This window comes from Streptomyces sp. NPDC096040, assembly GCF_040303265.1.
Taxonomy (GTDB): Bacteria; Actinomycetota; Actinomycetes; order Streptomycetales; family Streptomycetaceae; genus Streptomyces.
The window spans coordinates 50,427-66,045 of the sequence record NZ_JBEOTA010000029.1 but is presented as its reverse complement, the minus strand read 5'-3'; the positions used below and the strand labels follow the sequence as shown (position 1 = coordinate 66,045).

Here is a 15,619-nt window from a genome sequence, read left to right as displayed (position 1 = left end):
AGAATAGAAAGGTCTGGACCACCGGTCAATAGGTCTGGACCACCATCCAGACGCAGGTGACAGATCACCAACTCCCCTGTCAGTGGCGCCGCTTGCACCCCGCCGTGTGGCTCCGGCCCGCCCGGCAGCCGATTGACGTGCGTCTTCACCACGGGTCCGGCCGACTCCGCCGGGCCGTGACACCGGCGCAGGACAGCGTTTCGCCCCCGACGAGGACCGACCAACTTTTCCACCGCCGCCCGATGGACCCCCGGGCGTCGGCTGCACCGCGCACGAGCAGCACACCGCTGCCGCCCGCCCGGAAGCGGACCGTACGCTGGCCGTGCACTGAGCGAGGGAGGCAGGCATGAGCGAGGCGGACCGGCCGGGGGCCGTGCTGGTCGTGGACGACGACGCGGCCATCCGGCGCTCGCTGGAGCGCGGGCTGCGGCTGAGCGGCTTCGCGGTGCGCACCGCGGAGAGCGGCCCGCAGGCCCTGGCCGCCGTCCGGGACGCCCCGCCGGACGTGCTCGTCCTCGACGTGTCGATGCCCGGCATGAGTGGCATCGAGGTCTGCGAACGGCTCCGCGACGACGGCCAGGACCTCCCCGTCCTCATGCTCTCCGCGCTCGACGAGACCGCCGACCGGATAGCCGGGCTCCAGGCGGGCGGCGACGACTACCTGGTCAAGCCGTTCGCCCTGCAGGAACTGGTGCTGCGGCTGCGCGCGCTGCTGCGCCGTCGCCCGCCCGGCGGGCGGGAGGTGCTTCGGGTGGCCGGCCTTGTGATCGACCCGGCGGCCCGCACCGCCGAGCGGGACGGGCGGCCCCTGGAACTGACCCGCCGCGAGTTCGAGCTGCTCGAGGTGCTCGCCCGCAACGCCGGGGTGGTCCTCACCCGCGACCTGCTCCTGGACCGGGTGTGGGGATACGACTTCGACGTGCGCACCGACGCCGTAGACACTTTCGTCAGCTATCTGCGGCGCAAACTGGAGGCGGACGGCCGGCCCCGGCTGGTGCACACCGTGCGTGGCGTGGGCTTCGTGCTGAGGGAGGAGTCGTGAGGCTCTCCACCCGCATCGGGTTCGCCGTCGGGTTGACCGTGCCGCTGCTGGTGCTGGCCTCCGGCTGGCTGCTGCTCCAGCTGGTCAACCGCGATCTGCACAGCGCCGAGGACGACCACCTGCGCGCCCGCGCCACCGCAGTGACCCCGGACGCGCGTGCCCTGCTGCGGGCCAGCGCGGGTGACCGGCCCAAGGCGGCCGACACCAGGGAACGGCAACTGTTCAGCGCGGCCCTCGACGTCGGCGTACGCATCGTCGGACCGGACGCCACCTTCAGCGGCGGGCCCCAGCCGGACGCCTCGGTCCGGCTGCCGGCGCGGGCGGCGGTCACCCCGGTCACCGTCCGGGACGGCGGCACCAGCTGGCGCGCCCTGTCGCGACCGATCACCACCGTCCGCGGCTCGGGCACCCTGTGGGTCTTCGCGCCCAACGCCGCCGACCAGGCCCAACTCCGGCTCGTCCGGCGCCGCGTGGTGGTCACGACCCTGCTCGCCGCGCCCCTGTCCGGCCTGCTCGCCTGGGGCATCGCCACCGGCGCCACCGGCCCCCTGCGCCGCCTAGGCCGCCGTACCGCCGGCATCGACCCGCGCACCAGTACCACCCGGCTGCATCACGAACGGACCGGCGTCACCGAGGTCGACGACCTGGCCGCCACCCTGCAGAAAGCCCTCGCCCGCTACGACGAACAGGCCGCCCGCACCGCCGAAGCCCTCGACACCGCCCGCTCCTTCGCCTCGGCCGCGGCCCACGAGCTGCGCACCCCGCTGATGAGCATGGGCACCAACCTCGACATCCTCGCCGAGCACCCCGGTCTCGCCGAGCCGGACCGCACCGAGGTCCTCACCGACCTGAGTCATGAGCACGCCCGGCTGCTCGGCCTGCTCGTGATGCTGCGCGAGCTGGGACGCGGCGACCTGGTGGAGGCGGAAGCGCTCCGGACCGTGGACCTCACCGAGATCGCGGACGCGGCGGTGGCCGAGGCCCGGCGGCGTGCGCCGCGAGCATGGATCACCGTGGACGCGGCCCCCGGGCTCACGGTCCACGGCTGGGAACCAGGCCTACGGCTGCTGCTCGACAACCTGCTGGCCAACGCGCTGGCCCACGGCCGGGACGCGGACGGCCGGGCGACCGTGGCGGTCGGGCTGCGAGGCGCGGACGACCAGGTCGTGATCACCGTTGTCGACCAGGGGCCCGGGGTGCCGCCCGAGGAACGGGACCGCGTCTTCGAGCGGTTCCGGCGTGGGCCGGGCAGCACCGGCTCGGGGCTCGGCCTGACGCTGGTGGCTCAGCAGACGGCACTGCACCAGGGCCAGGTCACGGTCACGGACGGCCCGGACGGCACCGGCGCCCGCTTCGAGGTCAGGCTGCCGCGGACAGGAGGCGAGCTGCCCCTCCATCGCGACTGGCTGATCGGCACAGCTGGGACAAACCGGTCACAGGGTTTCCCCAAAGAAGGCCCCTAGCTTCTGTCGTGCCGGGCGGACGACGGGACCGCTCGGGGAACGGAGGCAGAGATGTACGTACGAGAAGGACGCCGCACCCTCCTCGTGGGGCTGGCCGCGGTGGCACTCCTGGCGACCGGCACCGGCGTGGCGACGGCCGACAGCACGCCCGCCCCGGCGGCGACGCCGACCGGTGACGGCGCACAGGTGCTGTGCAAGCGGGCACCGAAGATCGACCAGCGCATCGACCGCGCCCTGAAGCGGCTGAACGCCGGGGCGGACCAGCGCGGTTCGATCGCCCGGTTGCAGCAGCGGGTGGACAACGCGAAGGCGGCGGGGCACAGCGAGATCGCCACCTATCTCCAGGACCGGCTGACCTTCCGCAAGTCCCTGGTCACCACGCTCCAGCAGCGGCAGAGCGACCTGGCCGACGTCCAGACGTGGTGCCACGACAACAACGAGGGCGCGAGCTGATGCGCCTGAAGCTCGCGGCCGCCGCGGTCGCCCTCCTCGCGGGGCTCTGTGTCGGCTGCGCCCACGGCGGCGGTACGGCCGAGAAGGCCCCCGCGACCCCCTCCGGCTACCCGGAGATGCAGCAGAAGGTGGCCGCGGCCGAGTCGGCGCTCACGCAGGCGGACAAGGACGCGGCCCAGGACGGCACGGACCGCTGAGAAGAGGGGGAGGGGTGGGGAGCGCGCGGACTCAGCGCTCCCCGCCCGGCACCCACAGCACGTCCCCGACGTCCTTGTTGGCCGTCCGGGCGAGGATGAACAGCAGGTCCGACAGCCGGTTGAGGTAGGTGGCGGTCAGCGGGTTCATGCCGCCGTTCTCTCCTTGGGTGCCGTGCGCCTCCAGCGCGGCCCATGTCGAGCGCTCGGCCCGCCGGACGACCGTGCAGGCCTGGTGGAGCAGGGCCGCGCCGGGGGTGCCGCCGGGCAGGATGAACGAACGGAGCTTCTCCAGCCGCTCGTTGAAGCGGTCGCAGTCCGCCTCCAGCTTGTCGACGTAGAACTGCTCCACCCTCAGCGGCGGGAACTCCGGGTTCTCCACCACGGGCGTCGACAGGTCCGCGCCGACGTCGAAAAGGTCGTTCTGCACCCGGGTGAGCACCTGGACGACCTCCTCGTCCAGCCCGCCCAGCGCGATCGCCGTCCCGATCACCGCGTTCGCCTCGTTGGCGTCCGCGTACGCCGAGATCCGCAGATCGGTCTTGGCGACCCGGCTCATGTCCCCGAGGGCGGTGGTGCCCCGGTCGCCGGTCCTGGTGTAGATGCGCGTCAGATTGACCATACGGCCAGCCTAATTAGGTCCCGGCCGTCCGGAAGACGCGTGTGCCCACTGTCACGGTGAGTGTCGGCACGGCGACGCCGACCAGGACGCCGCACAGCATGTGAGCTCTCGTGTACGAGCCGGCGTAGGCGTCGCGCGTCGCGTCCACGAGGAGGCGCTCGCGCTGCGCGCCCGGGTGTGGGCGATCGGCCAGGAGGTGCGGGCCAACCCGGAGGAGGCGCTGCGCGAGGGCACCGGCGCCGCGACCGGCGACCCGATGCCGCAGCTGATCGCCGGTCAGCTCGGCTGGGTGCACAGCACGGTCATGCCGGTCATCGGGTGCGAAATGGTCAGCGGGCGTGATCCGGACGAAGTGTCACGAGAGGTACTGGTTCTCCTCGGCGGCGTCGAGGAGTTGTTGCGCGAGAAGACGCTCAACTGCGCGGTACGGGGCGCGTAATGAACCCTGCCGCGGGGCACGGCTGACGAGACGTGACGGTTGTCTCACGCCCTGAGACCGTGACACGCGTTACTTACCGGGTTTCCCGGCCCCTCACGAGCGCTAGGGTCCCGCCCAAGAGGCATACCTAAACAGCGTGTAAGGGGAGCGGAGTGGCACGGAAGCTTGCCGTCATCGGGGCCGGCTTGATGGGTTCCGGCATCGCCCAGGTCGCCGCGCAGGCCGGCTGGGACGTGGTCCTGCGTGACGTCACCGACGAGGCCCTGGACCGTGCCACGGGGGGCATCCAGGCCTCGTACGACAAGTTCGTGAGCAAGGGGAAGCTGGAGGCGCACGACGCCGACGCCGCCCTGGCCCGGATCACCACGACCACCGACCTGGACGCGGTCGCCGACGCCGACATCGTCGTCGAGGCCGTCTTCGAGAAGCTGGAGGTCAAGCACGAGATCTTCCGCGCGCTGGACAAGATCGTGCGCCCGGACGCCGTGCTCGCCTCCAACACCTCCGCCATCCCGATCACCAAGATCGCGGCAGCCACCGAGCACCCCGAGCGGGTCGTCGGCGTCCACTTCTTCTCGCCGGTGCCGATGATGCAGCTCGTGGAACTGGTCCGCGGCTACAAGACGAGCGACGAAACCCTCGCCACCGCGCGGGAGTTCGCCGAGTCCACCGGCAAGACCTGCATCGTCGTCAACCGGGACGTCGCCGGCTTCGTGACGACCCGGCTGATCTCCGCGCTCGTCGTCGAGGCCACCAAGCTGTACGAGTCGGGCGTCGCCACCGCCGAGGACATCGACCTTGCCTGCAAGCTGGGCTTCGGCCACGCCATGGGCCCGCTGGCCACGGCGGACCTCACCGGCGTCGACATCCTGCTGCACGCCACCAGCAACATCTACACCGAGTCGCAGGACGAGAAGTTCGCCCCTCCGGAGCTGATGCGCCGGATGGTTGACGCCGGTGACATCGGGCGCAAGAGCGGGCAGGGCTTCTACACGTACTGAAACCGCCTCCGAAAACGCACAAGCCCCGGGAGTTTCACTCCTGGGGGTGAATTCGGTATCGGTTCGCTTACAGATGGCAACCTCTGACCCTCGAACGCAGTCAGAGGTTGCATCACCGGACATCACTTTCACGGAGTAGGACACGCACTCTCGGGGAGCGCATATGCACATCAGGGGCGACCACGCCGAGCTGGTCGTCGGGGGCCGCCTCGACGTGCGCAGCGCGGCGGACGCCCGTACGGTCCTGCACTCGGCCGTCGACGACGGAGTCGGCGATCTGGTGCTGGACCTGTCCGAGCTGGACTCGTGGGACGCCACCGGACTCGGGGTGATCATGGGGGCCCACCGGCGGGCCGGCCGCTGCGGCCGCCGCCTGGTGCTGCGCGGCGTACCGCCGCAGATGCAGCGCCTGCTGGTGGCCACCAGGCTGCACCGGATCCTGGCGATCGAGGGGGGTATCGGGGTGGAGTCGCTGCCCCGGGTGTGACACCGGGACCGGGGAGGCACGCCGGGACCCGGTGTGCGGCGGCGAACGGGTGGGACGCGGTGTGGACCGGGCGCCGGGCGTGACCCGGACGGACCGTGCACAAGCGCATGTCAGGCGCAATCCTCACGAGACTGTGATGTCTTGGACGGCGCGGTACCCCGGACTGTCGTAGATACTGTGCGAAGGTTTAAGGTTCGGTCGCCCGCCGCCTTGTCACCCTTCGAGCGCGGGCCCGGACCAGAAGCGACAGCGCAGTGTGCAACAGGCCGGGAGGGGCCCGAATTCACGGCACACCACGCTTTTGGGGGGCTAGGAACCTATGGACCCGATCAACACGGGACCCGAGGCGTACGGTCAGGACGGCGACGGCAGCACGCCGCGCCAGCGCCCGCCGAGGGAATCCCTCACCAACGACTTCGGCCAGAGTGCGCCGGGACTCGTCCGCACGGCGCGGCTGGTCTCCGGCGACTTCCTGCTGACCGTGAACCCGGTCGACGGCAGCGAGATAGAACCCTGCCCGCCGACCGAACGCCCCGGCAGACCGGAGAAGCGCACCGCCGCCGAACGCGCCGAGTACGAGCGCGCCGCCCGGCCGCCGGTACCGCCCGGTCCCGCCCGGCCCGAGCTGCCGCTCCTGGAGCGCCAGGACGACCGCGAGCGTCTGGTGCGGCTCCTCGCCCGCGGCCGCTCCGTGCGCCTCACCGGGCCCTCGGGCTCCGGCCGCACCGCGCTTCTCGACCTGGTCGCCGACGACTGCGCCGACCTCGCCCCCGACGGCGTGGTCCGCCTCAACGGCTTCCACCGCACACCCGCGGACCTGCTCCACGACCTCTTCTACGCCGTCTACAAGGCGCCCGCGCACCGCCCCGGACCCGACGAGCTTGTCGAACTGGTCCGTGACATCGGCGCGGTCGTCGTCCTCGACGACATCGAGTTCGGCGGCTCCGGGCTGGACGAGCTGATCGACGCCACCCCCGAGTGCGCGTTCCTGATCAGCGCCATCCCGGACGTGCCGGCGCCCTCCGCCGACTCCGCCGTCGAGGAGGTCTTCCTCAGCGGCCTGGAGCGGGCCGGGGGCGTGGACATCCTGGAGCGCGCGGTCGGCCGGGTGCTCAGCGAGGAGGAGGCCAACTGGGCCGGCGACCTCTGGTTCGAGTCCGAGGGCCTGCCGCTGCGGTTCGTCCAAGCGGGTGCGCTGCTGCGCCAGCGCGACCACCTGCGGGCCAGCACGGGCGCCGTCGACGAGTTCGGCGTCTTCGCCTCCGAGCTGTCCGACCTCCAGGTCGACGTGCCCCTCGACACCGAGGCGACCGACGACGTCCCGCTCCCGTCCCTCGGCGAGGCCGCCGCACCCGCCCCGCTGCTCGCCTCCCGCCTCAGCGCCTCCGCCCGCGCCACCCTGCGCTTCGCGGTCGCCCTCGGCGGCGAGGTCCCGCACCAGGCCCATCTGCCCGCCCTCGTCGGCGACACCCACGCCGACGCCGCCCTCGGTGAACTGGCGGGCTGCGGACTGGTCTCCGCGGTCGGCTCCCGCTACCGGCTCGCCGCTGGTGTCCAGCAGCAGCTGGAGGCCGCCGGATACGCCGACGACATCGAGGCCCAGGCGCTCACCGCCGGCCAGCACTACTCCTGGTGGGCCGGGCACCCCTCCGTCACCCCGGACCGGGTGTGCGCCGAGGCCGACGCGGTCCTCGCCGCCCTGGCGGTCCTCGTCCCCGCCACCGTGCCCCCGGCCGAGGACGAGGAGTCCACCCCGGTACGACTGGCCCGCACGGCCGCCCCCGCGTTCGCGGCCGGGCTGCAGTGGAGCGCCTGGGAACGCGCGCTGCGGGCCGGTGCGGAGGCCTCCCGCCTCGCCGGCGAGGTAGGGGATCAGGCCTATTTCCACCACGAGTTGGGGATACTCGCGCTCTGCGGCGGCCAGCTGGACCGGGCCCGGGCCGAGTTGGAGGCCTCCATCGGGCTGCGCGGGGCGCTCTCCGACAAGCGGAGTACGACAGCCGGCCGACGTGCGCTGGCGCTGGTCGCCGACCGCTCGGGCGAGGCCCTTCCCAGCCTCGCCGCGATGGCGGGCGACGAGATCCCCGACGCCCGCCACGAGGAGTCCATATCCCCGGCGGGCGGCGTCACGACACCCTTCCCGGCCGTCCACTCCCCGATCTCGGAAACACTGGTCACCCGCCGCGTGCCGGAGCAGTCGCCGCCGGTCCGGGGCGGCGGCGGTCTGGTACGCATGGCCCGCGGCAACCTGGTGGCGGTGGGCTCGGGCGTGCTCCTCACCGCGGTCCTCGGCACGGTGGTGGGGCTCGGCATGACCTCCCAGGACAACGCCGACAACCCGGCCAACAACGTGAGCGTCAACCCGTCGGCGAGCGAGGGCACGGGCGACGGCAGCCTGGGCGCCGACCCCAAGCAGTCACCGGGCACGGGGGGCACGGGCACGGCGACGACCACACCGACGGACCCCGGCCCGGACGGCACCCTGGGCACCTCGGACGACCCGACACCACCGTCGGACGAGGCGTCCCCTTCGGGCACACCGACGGGGACGAAGAGCTCGTCGGGCGGAGGCACGACCCACTCGCCGTCCAAGTCGCCGACACCGACACACTCGGTTTCGAAGTCGCCGTCGCCGACCCCTTCGAAGTCGTCCGAGTCACCGACGCCGACCGAGTCGCCCTCACAGTCGTCGTCGGGCCCGTCCGACACCCCCACCACGACCAACTCGGCAAGCGGCCCGTCCACCGGCTCCCCGACCGTCACGACGTCGAGCGCCTCGGAGGGCACCACCCCCGGAACCTCGGCCGGCACGGTGATCTGACCTCAGAACAACCGCAGCTTGTCGTCCTGCACGCCCCGCAGGGCGTCGTAGTCGAGAATCGCGCAGCCGATGCCCCGGTCCGTGGCGAGCACGCGGGCCTGGGGCTTGATCTCCTGGGCCGCGAAGACGCCTCGGACGGGGGCGAGGTGAGGGTCGCGGTTCAGCAGGTCCAGGTAGCGGGTGAGTTGTTCCACGCCGTCGATCTCGCCCCGGCGTTTGATCTCGACCGCCACGGTCTGGCCGTCCGCGTCCCGGCAGAGGATGTCCACCGGACCGATCGCCGTCATGTACTCGCGGCGGATGAGGCTGTAACCCTCGCCGAGCGTCTCGATACGGTCGGCCAGCAGCTCCTGCAGGTGCGCTTCCACGCCGTCCTTGATCAGGCCCGGGTCCACGCCCAGCTCGTGCGAGGAGTCGTGCAGGACCTCCTCCATCGTGATGATGAGCTTCTCGCCCGCCTTGTTGATGACGGTCCAGACGCCCACAGTGCCCTCGGGAAACTCCCCCGTCTCCTCCTTGAGGGTGCACGGCGGCGACATCCAGTTGAGGGGCTTGTAGGCCCGGTCGTCCGCGTGGATCGAGACGCTGCCGTCCGCCTTGACCAGGATCAGACGGGGGGCCGAGGGAAGGTGGGCGGTGAGCCGGCCGGCGTAGTCGACGGAGCACCGGGCGATGACGAGACGCATGGTCGGCAACGCTACTCGACGCCCCGCCCTCCACGCGATTCGCCCACCGCCCTCCGACCGGGCCCCCGCGACCGGTCCTGACGAGTCGCCTGCACACCTGTGTTCAAGGCTGGCCGATTGTGTGCCTAAAGGGACCGTCGCATATACGCAATCTCCTGGTGGGGTCACCGTCCGGTGCCTACCGTAGTAAACGGGAGGTCGCGAGTTGTGTACTCAGCGTGTTCGGTATCGCGAACTCCCTTATCTGTCCGGCAACCCCTGCTGTTCGGGGGTGCGAGAGGAGAACCCATGTCGCTCGACGTCTCACCGGCCCTACTCGAACAGGCCGAGCGAGGCGAGGTCGACGAAGCAGATTTCGTCGACTGCGTCCGGACCTCCCTGCCCTACGCATGGGAGATGATCAGCTCCCTGGTGGCCCAGCTGAAGGTGGACGGCGGAGAGTTCGCCGACAACCAGACGCCCCCGCCGGACGAGCAGGCACGCGGTCAGCTGCTGCGCGCGCTCGCGAGTGACGCCATACGCGGCGCCCTGCAGCGGCACTTCGGTGTGCGGCTGGCCTTCCAGAACTGCCACCGGGTTGCGGTGTTCCCGCTGGACGCCTCGGTCGACGAGACGCTGGCCCGCTTCACCTCGGTGCGCAATCAGCTGCTGAACCAGTCCCCGGAGCTCCGGGACTGCTGACGCGGGGCTCCGGTACTGCTGACGCAGTGAGCCGCTTGCTTGCCGCTCCACACGCGGGAGGTGCAATCAGTCACTGGGGCGGCAAGCTCCCCTCGGAGGTGTGAGGTCACCGGAGGTGCGGCAGTACTTCGGCACCCAGCCGTCGTACGTTCTCCTCCGTGGCCGCAAGGTCCCCCGAGCCCTCGGTCAGCAGGGCGAATCGGGAGATGCCGGTCCGCTCGGAGGTCGCCGCGAGCCGGTCGGCGCACAGCCGCGCGGTCCCCACCGGGTGCAGTCCGCAGAGCAGTTCGGTGTAGGCGAGCGGGTCGCGCATCGAGCGGAACCGGCCGTCCACCGTCACATGGGCCTCCAGGCCCTGCTTCAGCCAGCCCGGCATCGCCTTCGTCAGCGTCTCCACGGCGTCGGTGCGCCGGTCGGCGATCTGGCAGACGCCGGCCGAGACATGGGCCGCGCCGAGGACCTCCTCGGCCGGCCGTCCGGCCGCCCGCGCGTGCTGCCGCCACAGCGCGACCATCTCGGCCTTCTCCTCGTCCCCGACATGCATCCCGAGCAGCATCGGCAGCCCCTGCTCGGCGGCCAGCCGGACGCTTGCGGGGGAGGTGCACGCGAGCACCACCTCCGGCCCCGGCGTCTCCGTCAGTGCCTCCGACGGGCGCGGTACGACCGGGACTTCACGGAACGAGAAGCGCGGCCCGGAGGCCGACACGGCCGGCTCGCGCAGCCAGCGCATCAGCAGTTCGAGTGATTCCGGGAAGCCGTGCTCGTACGCATCGAGTCCGGCCCCGAACACCTCCAGATCCACCCAGGGGCCGCCCCGGCCCACGCCGAGCGAGAAGCGGCCGCCGCTCGTCACATGGAGCAGTGCGGCCTGTTCGCCGAGCGCCACCGGGTGGACCGTGGGCAGTACACTCACCGCCGTACCGACCCTGAGGCGCCTGGTGCGGCCCAGCAGTAAAGCCGCCAGTGTCACCGCGGACGGGCATGTGCCGTACGGCACGAAGTGGTGCTCGGCCAGCCAGACCGCGTCCAGCCCGGCCTCCTCGGCCACTTCCGCCGTGCGCACCGCCCGGTGCAACGCCTCCCCTTGGCCCTGGCCCGGGAACTGGGCCGCCAGCACAAAACTTCCTACGCGCATCGCTTTCCTGCTTTCCTGGCTCCTACCCGGAGCTCCCCCACCCGGCATAACCGTCTGACACGTGCCGAGGACACGGCCTGGCGAAGAGATTTGCGGATTGTCTGGAGAACGGGTCGCCCTGGAGGGGGACTTGTGGGGGTTGGTTCCCTACGCGTACCCCCGCGCGCGCGTCGTAGGCTGGACACAGCCCTTGCTTCCTGTATAGCCCCGAGAGGTGTCCCGTGTCCCCGCGTCGCAACCGACCCAAGGGCCCGAATGGAGCCTCCTCCTCCGGCCGGAGCGCCGAGGACGACCGCGCGGACCGTTACGGCGGCTGGCAGTCCAGCGAGAGCTGGCAGGGCGAGGAGTGGAGCGTGCGGCACGTGGCCGGCGCCAGCGCGGTCGGCAAGACATACCGCTGCCCGGGCTGCGACCAGGTGATTGCCTCCGGCCTCCCACACGTGGTGGCCTGGCCTGAGCACTCGGGCGTCGACGAGCGCCGGCACTGGCACAAGGCCTGCTGGAACGCGAAGGACCGCCGCACCACGCGGGTGCAGCGGTCCCGTAACGCGCCGAGGTTCTAGCTGGAGAAGCGGGAACTCACACGTCCCGCTTCTCCAGCAGGGCGTAGGCGCCGGCGAACGCGACGGCCGTCACGCCGAGGATGATCCACAGCGGGTCCCAGCCCGAAGGGCCGGAATCGCTGAGGGAGTTGGAGTAGAAGACGCTCAGCTGGTTCGGGATCGAGTACTCGAACAGGGCGGTGCGCACCTTCTCCAGCGACGCCGAGAACATGAACAGCGCGATCACCAGCGGGGCGAGCACCGCGCCGATCATGATCGTGACGGCGCCCGCCGAGTGCCGGATGATCGAGCCGATGACCAGCGAGAGCAGCCCGAGCAGCGCGATGTAGAGGCTGACGCCGACGGTGCCCTTCAGCCATTCCCCACCGGTCGGCGTCCGGGCGACGTCGTTCAGCATCGACACCTGTGTCATGGCAACGAACGCGCTGGCCGCGAGGGTGATCACGAACGCGACCGCGAAGAAGACGATCGCCTTCGCCGCGAGCACACGCGCGCGGGAGGGGCAGGCCACCATCGTCGTACGGATCATTCCGGTGCCGTACTCGGAGGCCGTGGTCAGCACGCCCAGCGTGATGATGCACATGCTGCCGAGCAGCAGCCCGAAGAAGCCGAGCGACAGCGCGTTCTGGCCGGACAGGTCGTCGGACGAGGAGGAATTGCTGACCACCGCGGCGGCAAGCAGGCCGATGCCGACGACGAGGAGAACGAAGACGCCGAGCGTCCACATCGTCGAACGCACCGACCGGATCTTCGTCCACTCGGAGGCGATGGCGTGCCCGAGGTGAGTGCGCACCACCGGGATCGGCGAGGTGTAACCGGGGTACGGGCCGCCGGGCGCCGCCTGCCAGTCGGGCGCGGCCGGGGCTGCCTGCGGCTTCGGGGGCTGGGGGGTGCTCATCGGGCGTCCTCGGGCTTGGTCAGGTCGGCGGGGGCGGGAGCGGGAGTGGGGGGAGCCGGCTGTGACGATTCAGCGGGCGCCGGGGCCGGCGCGGCGTAGGGGTTGGGGTTGGGGGCGGCCTGGGGAGCCCCGTAAGGGGCCTGCGGGGCGCCGTACGCGCCTGCGGGCGCTCCCTGTGCGCCGTACGGCGCCGCGAACGGCTGGCCGCCCTGCTGGGGCGGCGGAGGGGCGTACCAGCCGGGCTGGCCCTGTCCGGGCACCGGCATCGGCGGCTGCGCGCCGGGCGGCAGCGGCTGATGGAGGCCGGTCCTCTGGTCGACGGTGGAGCGGTAGTCGACGGCGCCCTGCGTCATCCGCATGTACGCCTCCTCGAGGGAGGCCTGGTGTGGGGAGAGCTCCCACAGCCGTACGTCCGCCTCGTGCGCGAGGTCGCTGATCCGCGGCAGCGGCAGGCCGGTCACCCGGAGCGCCCCGTCCTGCTCGGGCAGGACATGGCCGCCGGCCTCGGTCAGCGCCGAGCTGAGCTTCTCGCGCAGCTGCGGCTCGGTGTCCGGGGTACGCACCCGGGCGAAGTCGGCGGAATTGGCCGAAATGAAGTCCGTCACGCTCATGTCGGCGAGCAGCTGGCCCCGCCCGATGACGATGAGGTGGTCGGCGGTGAGCGCCATCTCGCTCATCAGATGGGAGGAGACGAAGACCGTACGGCCCTCGGCGGCGAGGGACTTCATCAGGTTGCGCACCCAGAGGATGCCCTCGGGGTCGAGGCCGTTGACCGGTTCGTCGAACAGCAGCACCTGGGGGTCGCCGAGCAGTGCGGCGGCGATGCCGAGGCGCTGGCCCATGCCGAGCGAGAAGCCCTTGGAGCGCCTGCCGGCCACGTCCTGGAGGCCCACCACCCCGAGCACCTCGTCGACCCGGCGGGCCGGGATGGCGGACAGCTGGGCCAGGGAGAGCAGGTGGTTGCGGGCGGACCGGCCGCCGTGCACCGCCTTCGCGTCGAGCAGCGCGCCGACCTGGCGGGCGGCGTTGGGGAGCCGGCGGTAGGGGTAGCCGCCGATCGTCACCGCGCCGGCGGTCGGGTTGTCCAGACCCAGGATCATCCGCATGGTCGTCGACTTGCCCGAGCCGTTGGGCCCGAGGAAGCCGGTGACGGCGCCGGGCCGTACCTGGAAGGAAAGGTTGTAGACGGCGGTCTTGTCGCCGTAGCGCTTGGTCAGGCCGACAGCCTCGATCATGCTCCGCACCCATCGAAAGGATCAGGACAGCAGGGCAGACGCCCCCGTAAGGGTTAGGAGGATATCCGGACGCTGACGGTTCCCATCAAGAGCTGGCAAAGCCCGTCGGTCCCGGTCCGGTCACTGGGCGTCCCGTTTCTTCAGCAGGACATACCCGCCGGCCAGCGCGGCGATCACCCACAGCCCCATGATCCCGAGGCCGCCCCAGGGCCCGTACGGGACGTCGTCGCCGACTCTCGGCACCACCTGCATGATGTGACTGCCCGCCTGGTCCGGCAGGAACCGGCCGATCTTCTTGGTCGCGTCGACGTTGCCGAGGATGTTGGAGATCAGGAAGAAGAACGGCATCAGGATGCCCAGCGACAGCATCGGCGAGCGCAGCATCGCGGCCACGCCCATGGAGAACATCGCGATGAGCGTCATGTAGAGCCCGCCACCGATGACCGCGCGCAGCACCCCGGTGTCGCCGAGCTGGGCCCGGTGGGAGCCGAGCATGGCCTGCCCGAGGAAGAACGCGGCGAAGCTGGTCACCATGCCGACGACCAGCGCCAGGCCGGTCGCCACCGCGATCTTGCTGAAGAGGAAGGTGGCCCGCTGCGGTACGGCGGCCAGTGAGGTGCGGATCATGCCGGTGCTGTACTCGTTCGACACCACCAGCACCCCGAACACGATCATCGCGAGCTGACCGAGGGTCATCCCGGCGAAGCTGATGTTCGTCGGGTCGAAGGAGAGCCGTTCCCGCGCGGGCATGTTGCCGAACTGGCTGTTGGCCAGCGCGGAGAGCAGCATCCCGAGCGCCACGCTGACGACCACGGCCAGCGAGAGCGTCCACACCGTCGAGGAGACCGACCGGATCTTGGTCCACTCGGACCGTACGACCTGGGTGACGACCGCCATCACGCCCCCTTGTCCCAGCCGGCACCCCAGGCCTGCGGCACCGGGGTCGAGTCGGCATGTGCGTGGTATTCCACGGACTCCGCCGTCAACTGCATGAACGCCTCCTCCAGCGAGGCCTGCTGGATGCTCAGCTCGTGCAGCACGATCCCGTGCTGCGCGGCCAGTTCCCCGATCGGCTCGGCCTTCGCGCCCTCCACCTCAAGCGCTCCGGTCCCCGTCTCGACGACGGTGATCCCGGCCTGGTGCAGCACATCGAGCAGCCGCTCGCGCTGGGGAGAGCGGATCCGGACGTACGACCGCGAGTTCGCCCGGATGAAGTCCGCCATGGAGGTGTCGGCGAGCAGCCGCCCCTGCCCGATGACGACGAGGTGATCGGCGGTCAGCGCCATCTCACTCATCAGGTGGGAGGAGACGAACACGGTCCGGCCCTGGGCGGCCAGCGACTTCATCAGGTTCCGGATCCAGTGGATCCCTTCCGGGTCGAGCCCGTTCACCGGCTCGTCGAACATCAGGATCCGCGGATCCCCGAGCAGCGCCCCGGCGATCCCGAGCCGCTGTCCCATGCCCAGCGAGAACCCCTTGGCCTTCTTCCGCGCCACCGCCGTGAGCCCGACGGTGTCCAGCACCTCGGTCACCCGGCTCTTCGGGATCCCGTTGCTCTGCGCGAGGCACAGCAGATGGTTGAAGGCACTGCGCCCGCCATGCACGCCCTTGGCGTCGAGCAGCGCCCCCATGTACGTCAGCGGGTCCTTGAGCTGCTCGTACCGCTTGCCGTCGATCCGTACCCGGCCGCCCGTGGGGTGGTCGAGTCCGAGGATCATCCGCATGGTGGTCGACTTCCCGGCCCCGTTGGGCCCGAGGAATCCGGTCACGATGCCGGGCCGCACGGCGAAGGTGAGGTCGTCGACCGCGGTCTTGTCGCCGTAACGCTTGGTCAGTCCCTCCAGCTCGATCATGCGGCCACGCTAAGACCGGCTTGTGGGGGCTGCCACCTGAGTGGGC

The 15,619-nt window shown here is 71.2% G+C and carries 17 protein-coding genes and 1 pseudogene; 10 read left to right on the top strand and 8 right to left on the bottom strand.

The annotated features are described in order from the left end of the window. The first annotated feature begins 346 nt into the window (after positions 1-346). The 4 genes from ABTY98_RS32775 to ABTY98_RS32760 are packed head-to-tail and all read left to right on the top strand — an operon-like array spanning position 347 to position 3,155. On the top strand, positions 347-1,042 hold the full coding sequence (locus ABTY98_RS32775) for a response regulator transcription factor (protein ID WP_352224695.1): 696 nt from the start codon (positions 347-349) through the stop codon (positions 1,040-1,042). After that, entirely contained in the window at positions 1,039-2,505 is a 1,467-nt protein-coding gene (locus ABTY98_RS32770) for a sensor histidine kinase (RefSeq protein WP_352224694.1), read from the top strand. The genes ABTY98_RS32775 and ABTY98_RS32770 overlap by 4 nt, the downstream gene beginning before the upstream one ends. 51 nt (positions 2,506-2,556) lie before the next feature. Continuing rightward, entirely contained in the window at positions 2,557-2,958 is a 402-nt protein-coding gene (locus ABTY98_RS32765) for a hypothetical protein (RefSeq protein WP_352224693.1), read from the top strand. Next, positions 2,958-3,155 (top strand): hypothetical protein, encoded by a 198-nt coding sequence (locus tag ABTY98_RS32760; RefSeq protein ID WP_352224692.1) that lies wholly within the window; start codon positions 2,958-2,960, stop codon positions 3,153-3,155. Before ABTY98_RS32765 ends, ABTY98_RS32760 begins: the two co-directional genes overlap by 1 nt. 31 nt (positions 3,156-3,186) lie before the next feature. Here the strand turns inward: ABTY98_RS32760 and ABTY98_RS32755 are convergent, their stop codons facing one another. Beyond that, a complete protein-coding gene (locus ABTY98_RS32755) occupies positions 3,187-3,774 on the bottom strand; it encodes a cob(I)yrinic acid a,c-diamide adenosyltransferase (RefSeq protein ID WP_352224691.1) in 588 nt (195 codons plus the stop codon). Between the two features lie 13 nt (positions 3,775-3,787). After that, positions 3,788-3,931 (bottom strand): annotated as a pseudogene (locus ABTY98_RS32750) (ABC transporter permease); the annotation flags it as partial. Here ABTY98_RS32750 and ABTY98_RS32745 point away from each other — a divergent pair. The 4 genes from ABTY98_RS32745 to ABTY98_RS32730 all read left to right on the top strand — a co-directional run bounded on the left by ABTY98_RS32745 (position 3,875) and on the right by ABTY98_RS32730 (position 8,522). Then, positions 3,875-4,213: a hypothetical protein gene (locus tag ABTY98_RS32745; RefSeq protein ID WP_352224725.1), complete on the top strand. Its 339-nt coding sequence runs from the start codon at positions 3,875-3,877 to the stop codon at positions 4,211-4,213. The pseudogene ABTY98_RS32750 and the gene ABTY98_RS32745 overlap by 57 nt on opposite strands. A gap of 152 nt (positions 4,214-4,365) precedes the next feature. Then, a complete protein-coding gene (locus tag ABTY98_RS32740) occupies positions 4,366-5,214 on the top strand; it encodes a 3-hydroxyacyl-CoA dehydrogenase family protein (RefSeq protein WP_352224690.1) in 849 nt (282 codons plus the stop codon). A 163-nt stretch (positions 5,215-5,377) separates the two neighbouring features. Continuing rightward, a complete protein-coding gene (locus ABTY98_RS32735) occupies positions 5,378-5,701 on the top strand; it encodes an STAS domain-containing protein (RefSeq protein ID WP_186284954.1) in 324 nt (107 codons plus the stop codon). Positions 5,702-6,020: 319 nt separating this feature from the next. Beyond that, positions 6,021-8,522, top strand: a complete 2,502-nt coding sequence (locus tag ABTY98_RS32730; RefSeq protein ID WP_352224689.1) for an ATP-binding protein — start codon at positions 6,021-6,023, stop codon at positions 8,520-8,522. 2 nt (positions 8,523-8,524) lie between these two features. Here ABTY98_RS32730 and nucS read toward each other — a convergent pair whose 3' ends face one another. Continuing rightward, positions 8,525-9,208, bottom strand: a complete 684-nt coding sequence (nucS, locus tag ABTY98_RS32725; RefSeq protein WP_352224688.1) for an endonuclease NucS — start codon at positions 9,206-9,208, stop codon at positions 8,525-8,527. 288 nt (positions 9,209-9,496) lie between these two features. On the opposite strand from nucS, the gene ABTY98_RS32720 reads away from it, so the two are divergent. Then, a complete protein-coding gene (locus tag ABTY98_RS32720) occupies positions 9,497-9,889 on the top strand; it encodes an SCO5389 family protein (RefSeq protein ID WP_093499046.1) in 393 nt (130 codons plus the stop codon). A gap of 106 nt (positions 9,890-9,995) precedes the next feature. Here ABTY98_RS32720 and ABTY98_RS32715 read toward each other — a convergent pair whose 3' ends face one another. Further along, positions 9,996-11,024, bottom strand: a complete 1,029-nt coding sequence (locus tag ABTY98_RS32715; protein ID WP_352224687.1) for an LLM class flavin-dependent oxidoreductase — start codon at positions 11,022-11,024, stop codon at positions 9,996-9,998. Positions 11,025-11,245: 221 nt separating this feature from the next. Between ABTY98_RS32715 and ABTY98_RS32710 the strand changes: the two genes are divergently transcribed. Then, positions 11,246-11,587 (top strand): Rv1322 family protein, encoded by a 342-nt coding sequence (locus tag ABTY98_RS32710; RefSeq protein ID WP_352224686.1) that lies wholly within the window; start codon positions 11,246-11,248, stop codon positions 11,585-11,587. A gap of 16 nt (positions 11,588-11,603) precedes the next feature. Here the strand turns inward: ABTY98_RS32710 and ABTY98_RS32705 are convergent, their stop codons facing one another. The 4 genes from ABTY98_RS32705 to ABTY98_RS32690 all read right to left on the bottom strand — a co-directional run bounded on the left by ABTY98_RS32705 (position 11,604) and on the right by ABTY98_RS32690 (position 15,573). Continuing rightward, positions 11,604-12,485: an ABC-2 transporter permease family protein gene (locus ABTY98_RS32705; RefSeq protein WP_352224685.1), complete on the bottom strand. Its 882-nt coding sequence runs from the start codon at positions 12,483-12,485 to the stop codon at positions 11,604-11,606. Further along, positions 12,482-13,720, bottom strand: a complete 1,239-nt coding sequence (locus tag ABTY98_RS32700) for an ABC transporter ATP-binding protein (protein WP_352224684.1) — start codon at positions 13,718-13,720, stop codon at positions 12,482-12,484. The genes ABTY98_RS32705 and ABTY98_RS32700 overlap by 4 nt, the downstream gene beginning before the upstream one ends. Before the next feature lie 120 nt (positions 13,721-13,840). Continuing rightward, positions 13,841-14,617 (bottom strand): ABC transporter permease, encoded by a 777-nt coding sequence (locus ABTY98_RS32695; protein WP_352224683.1) that lies wholly within the window; start codon positions 14,615-14,617, stop codon positions 13,841-13,843. After that, positions 14,617-15,573 (bottom strand): ABC transporter ATP-binding protein, encoded by a 957-nt coding sequence (locus ABTY98_RS32690; RefSeq protein WP_352224682.1) that lies wholly within the window; start codon positions 15,571-15,573, stop codon positions 14,617-14,619. The genes ABTY98_RS32695 and ABTY98_RS32690 overlap by 1 nt, the downstream gene beginning before the upstream one ends. Positions 15,574-15,619: the final 46 nt, after the last annotated feature.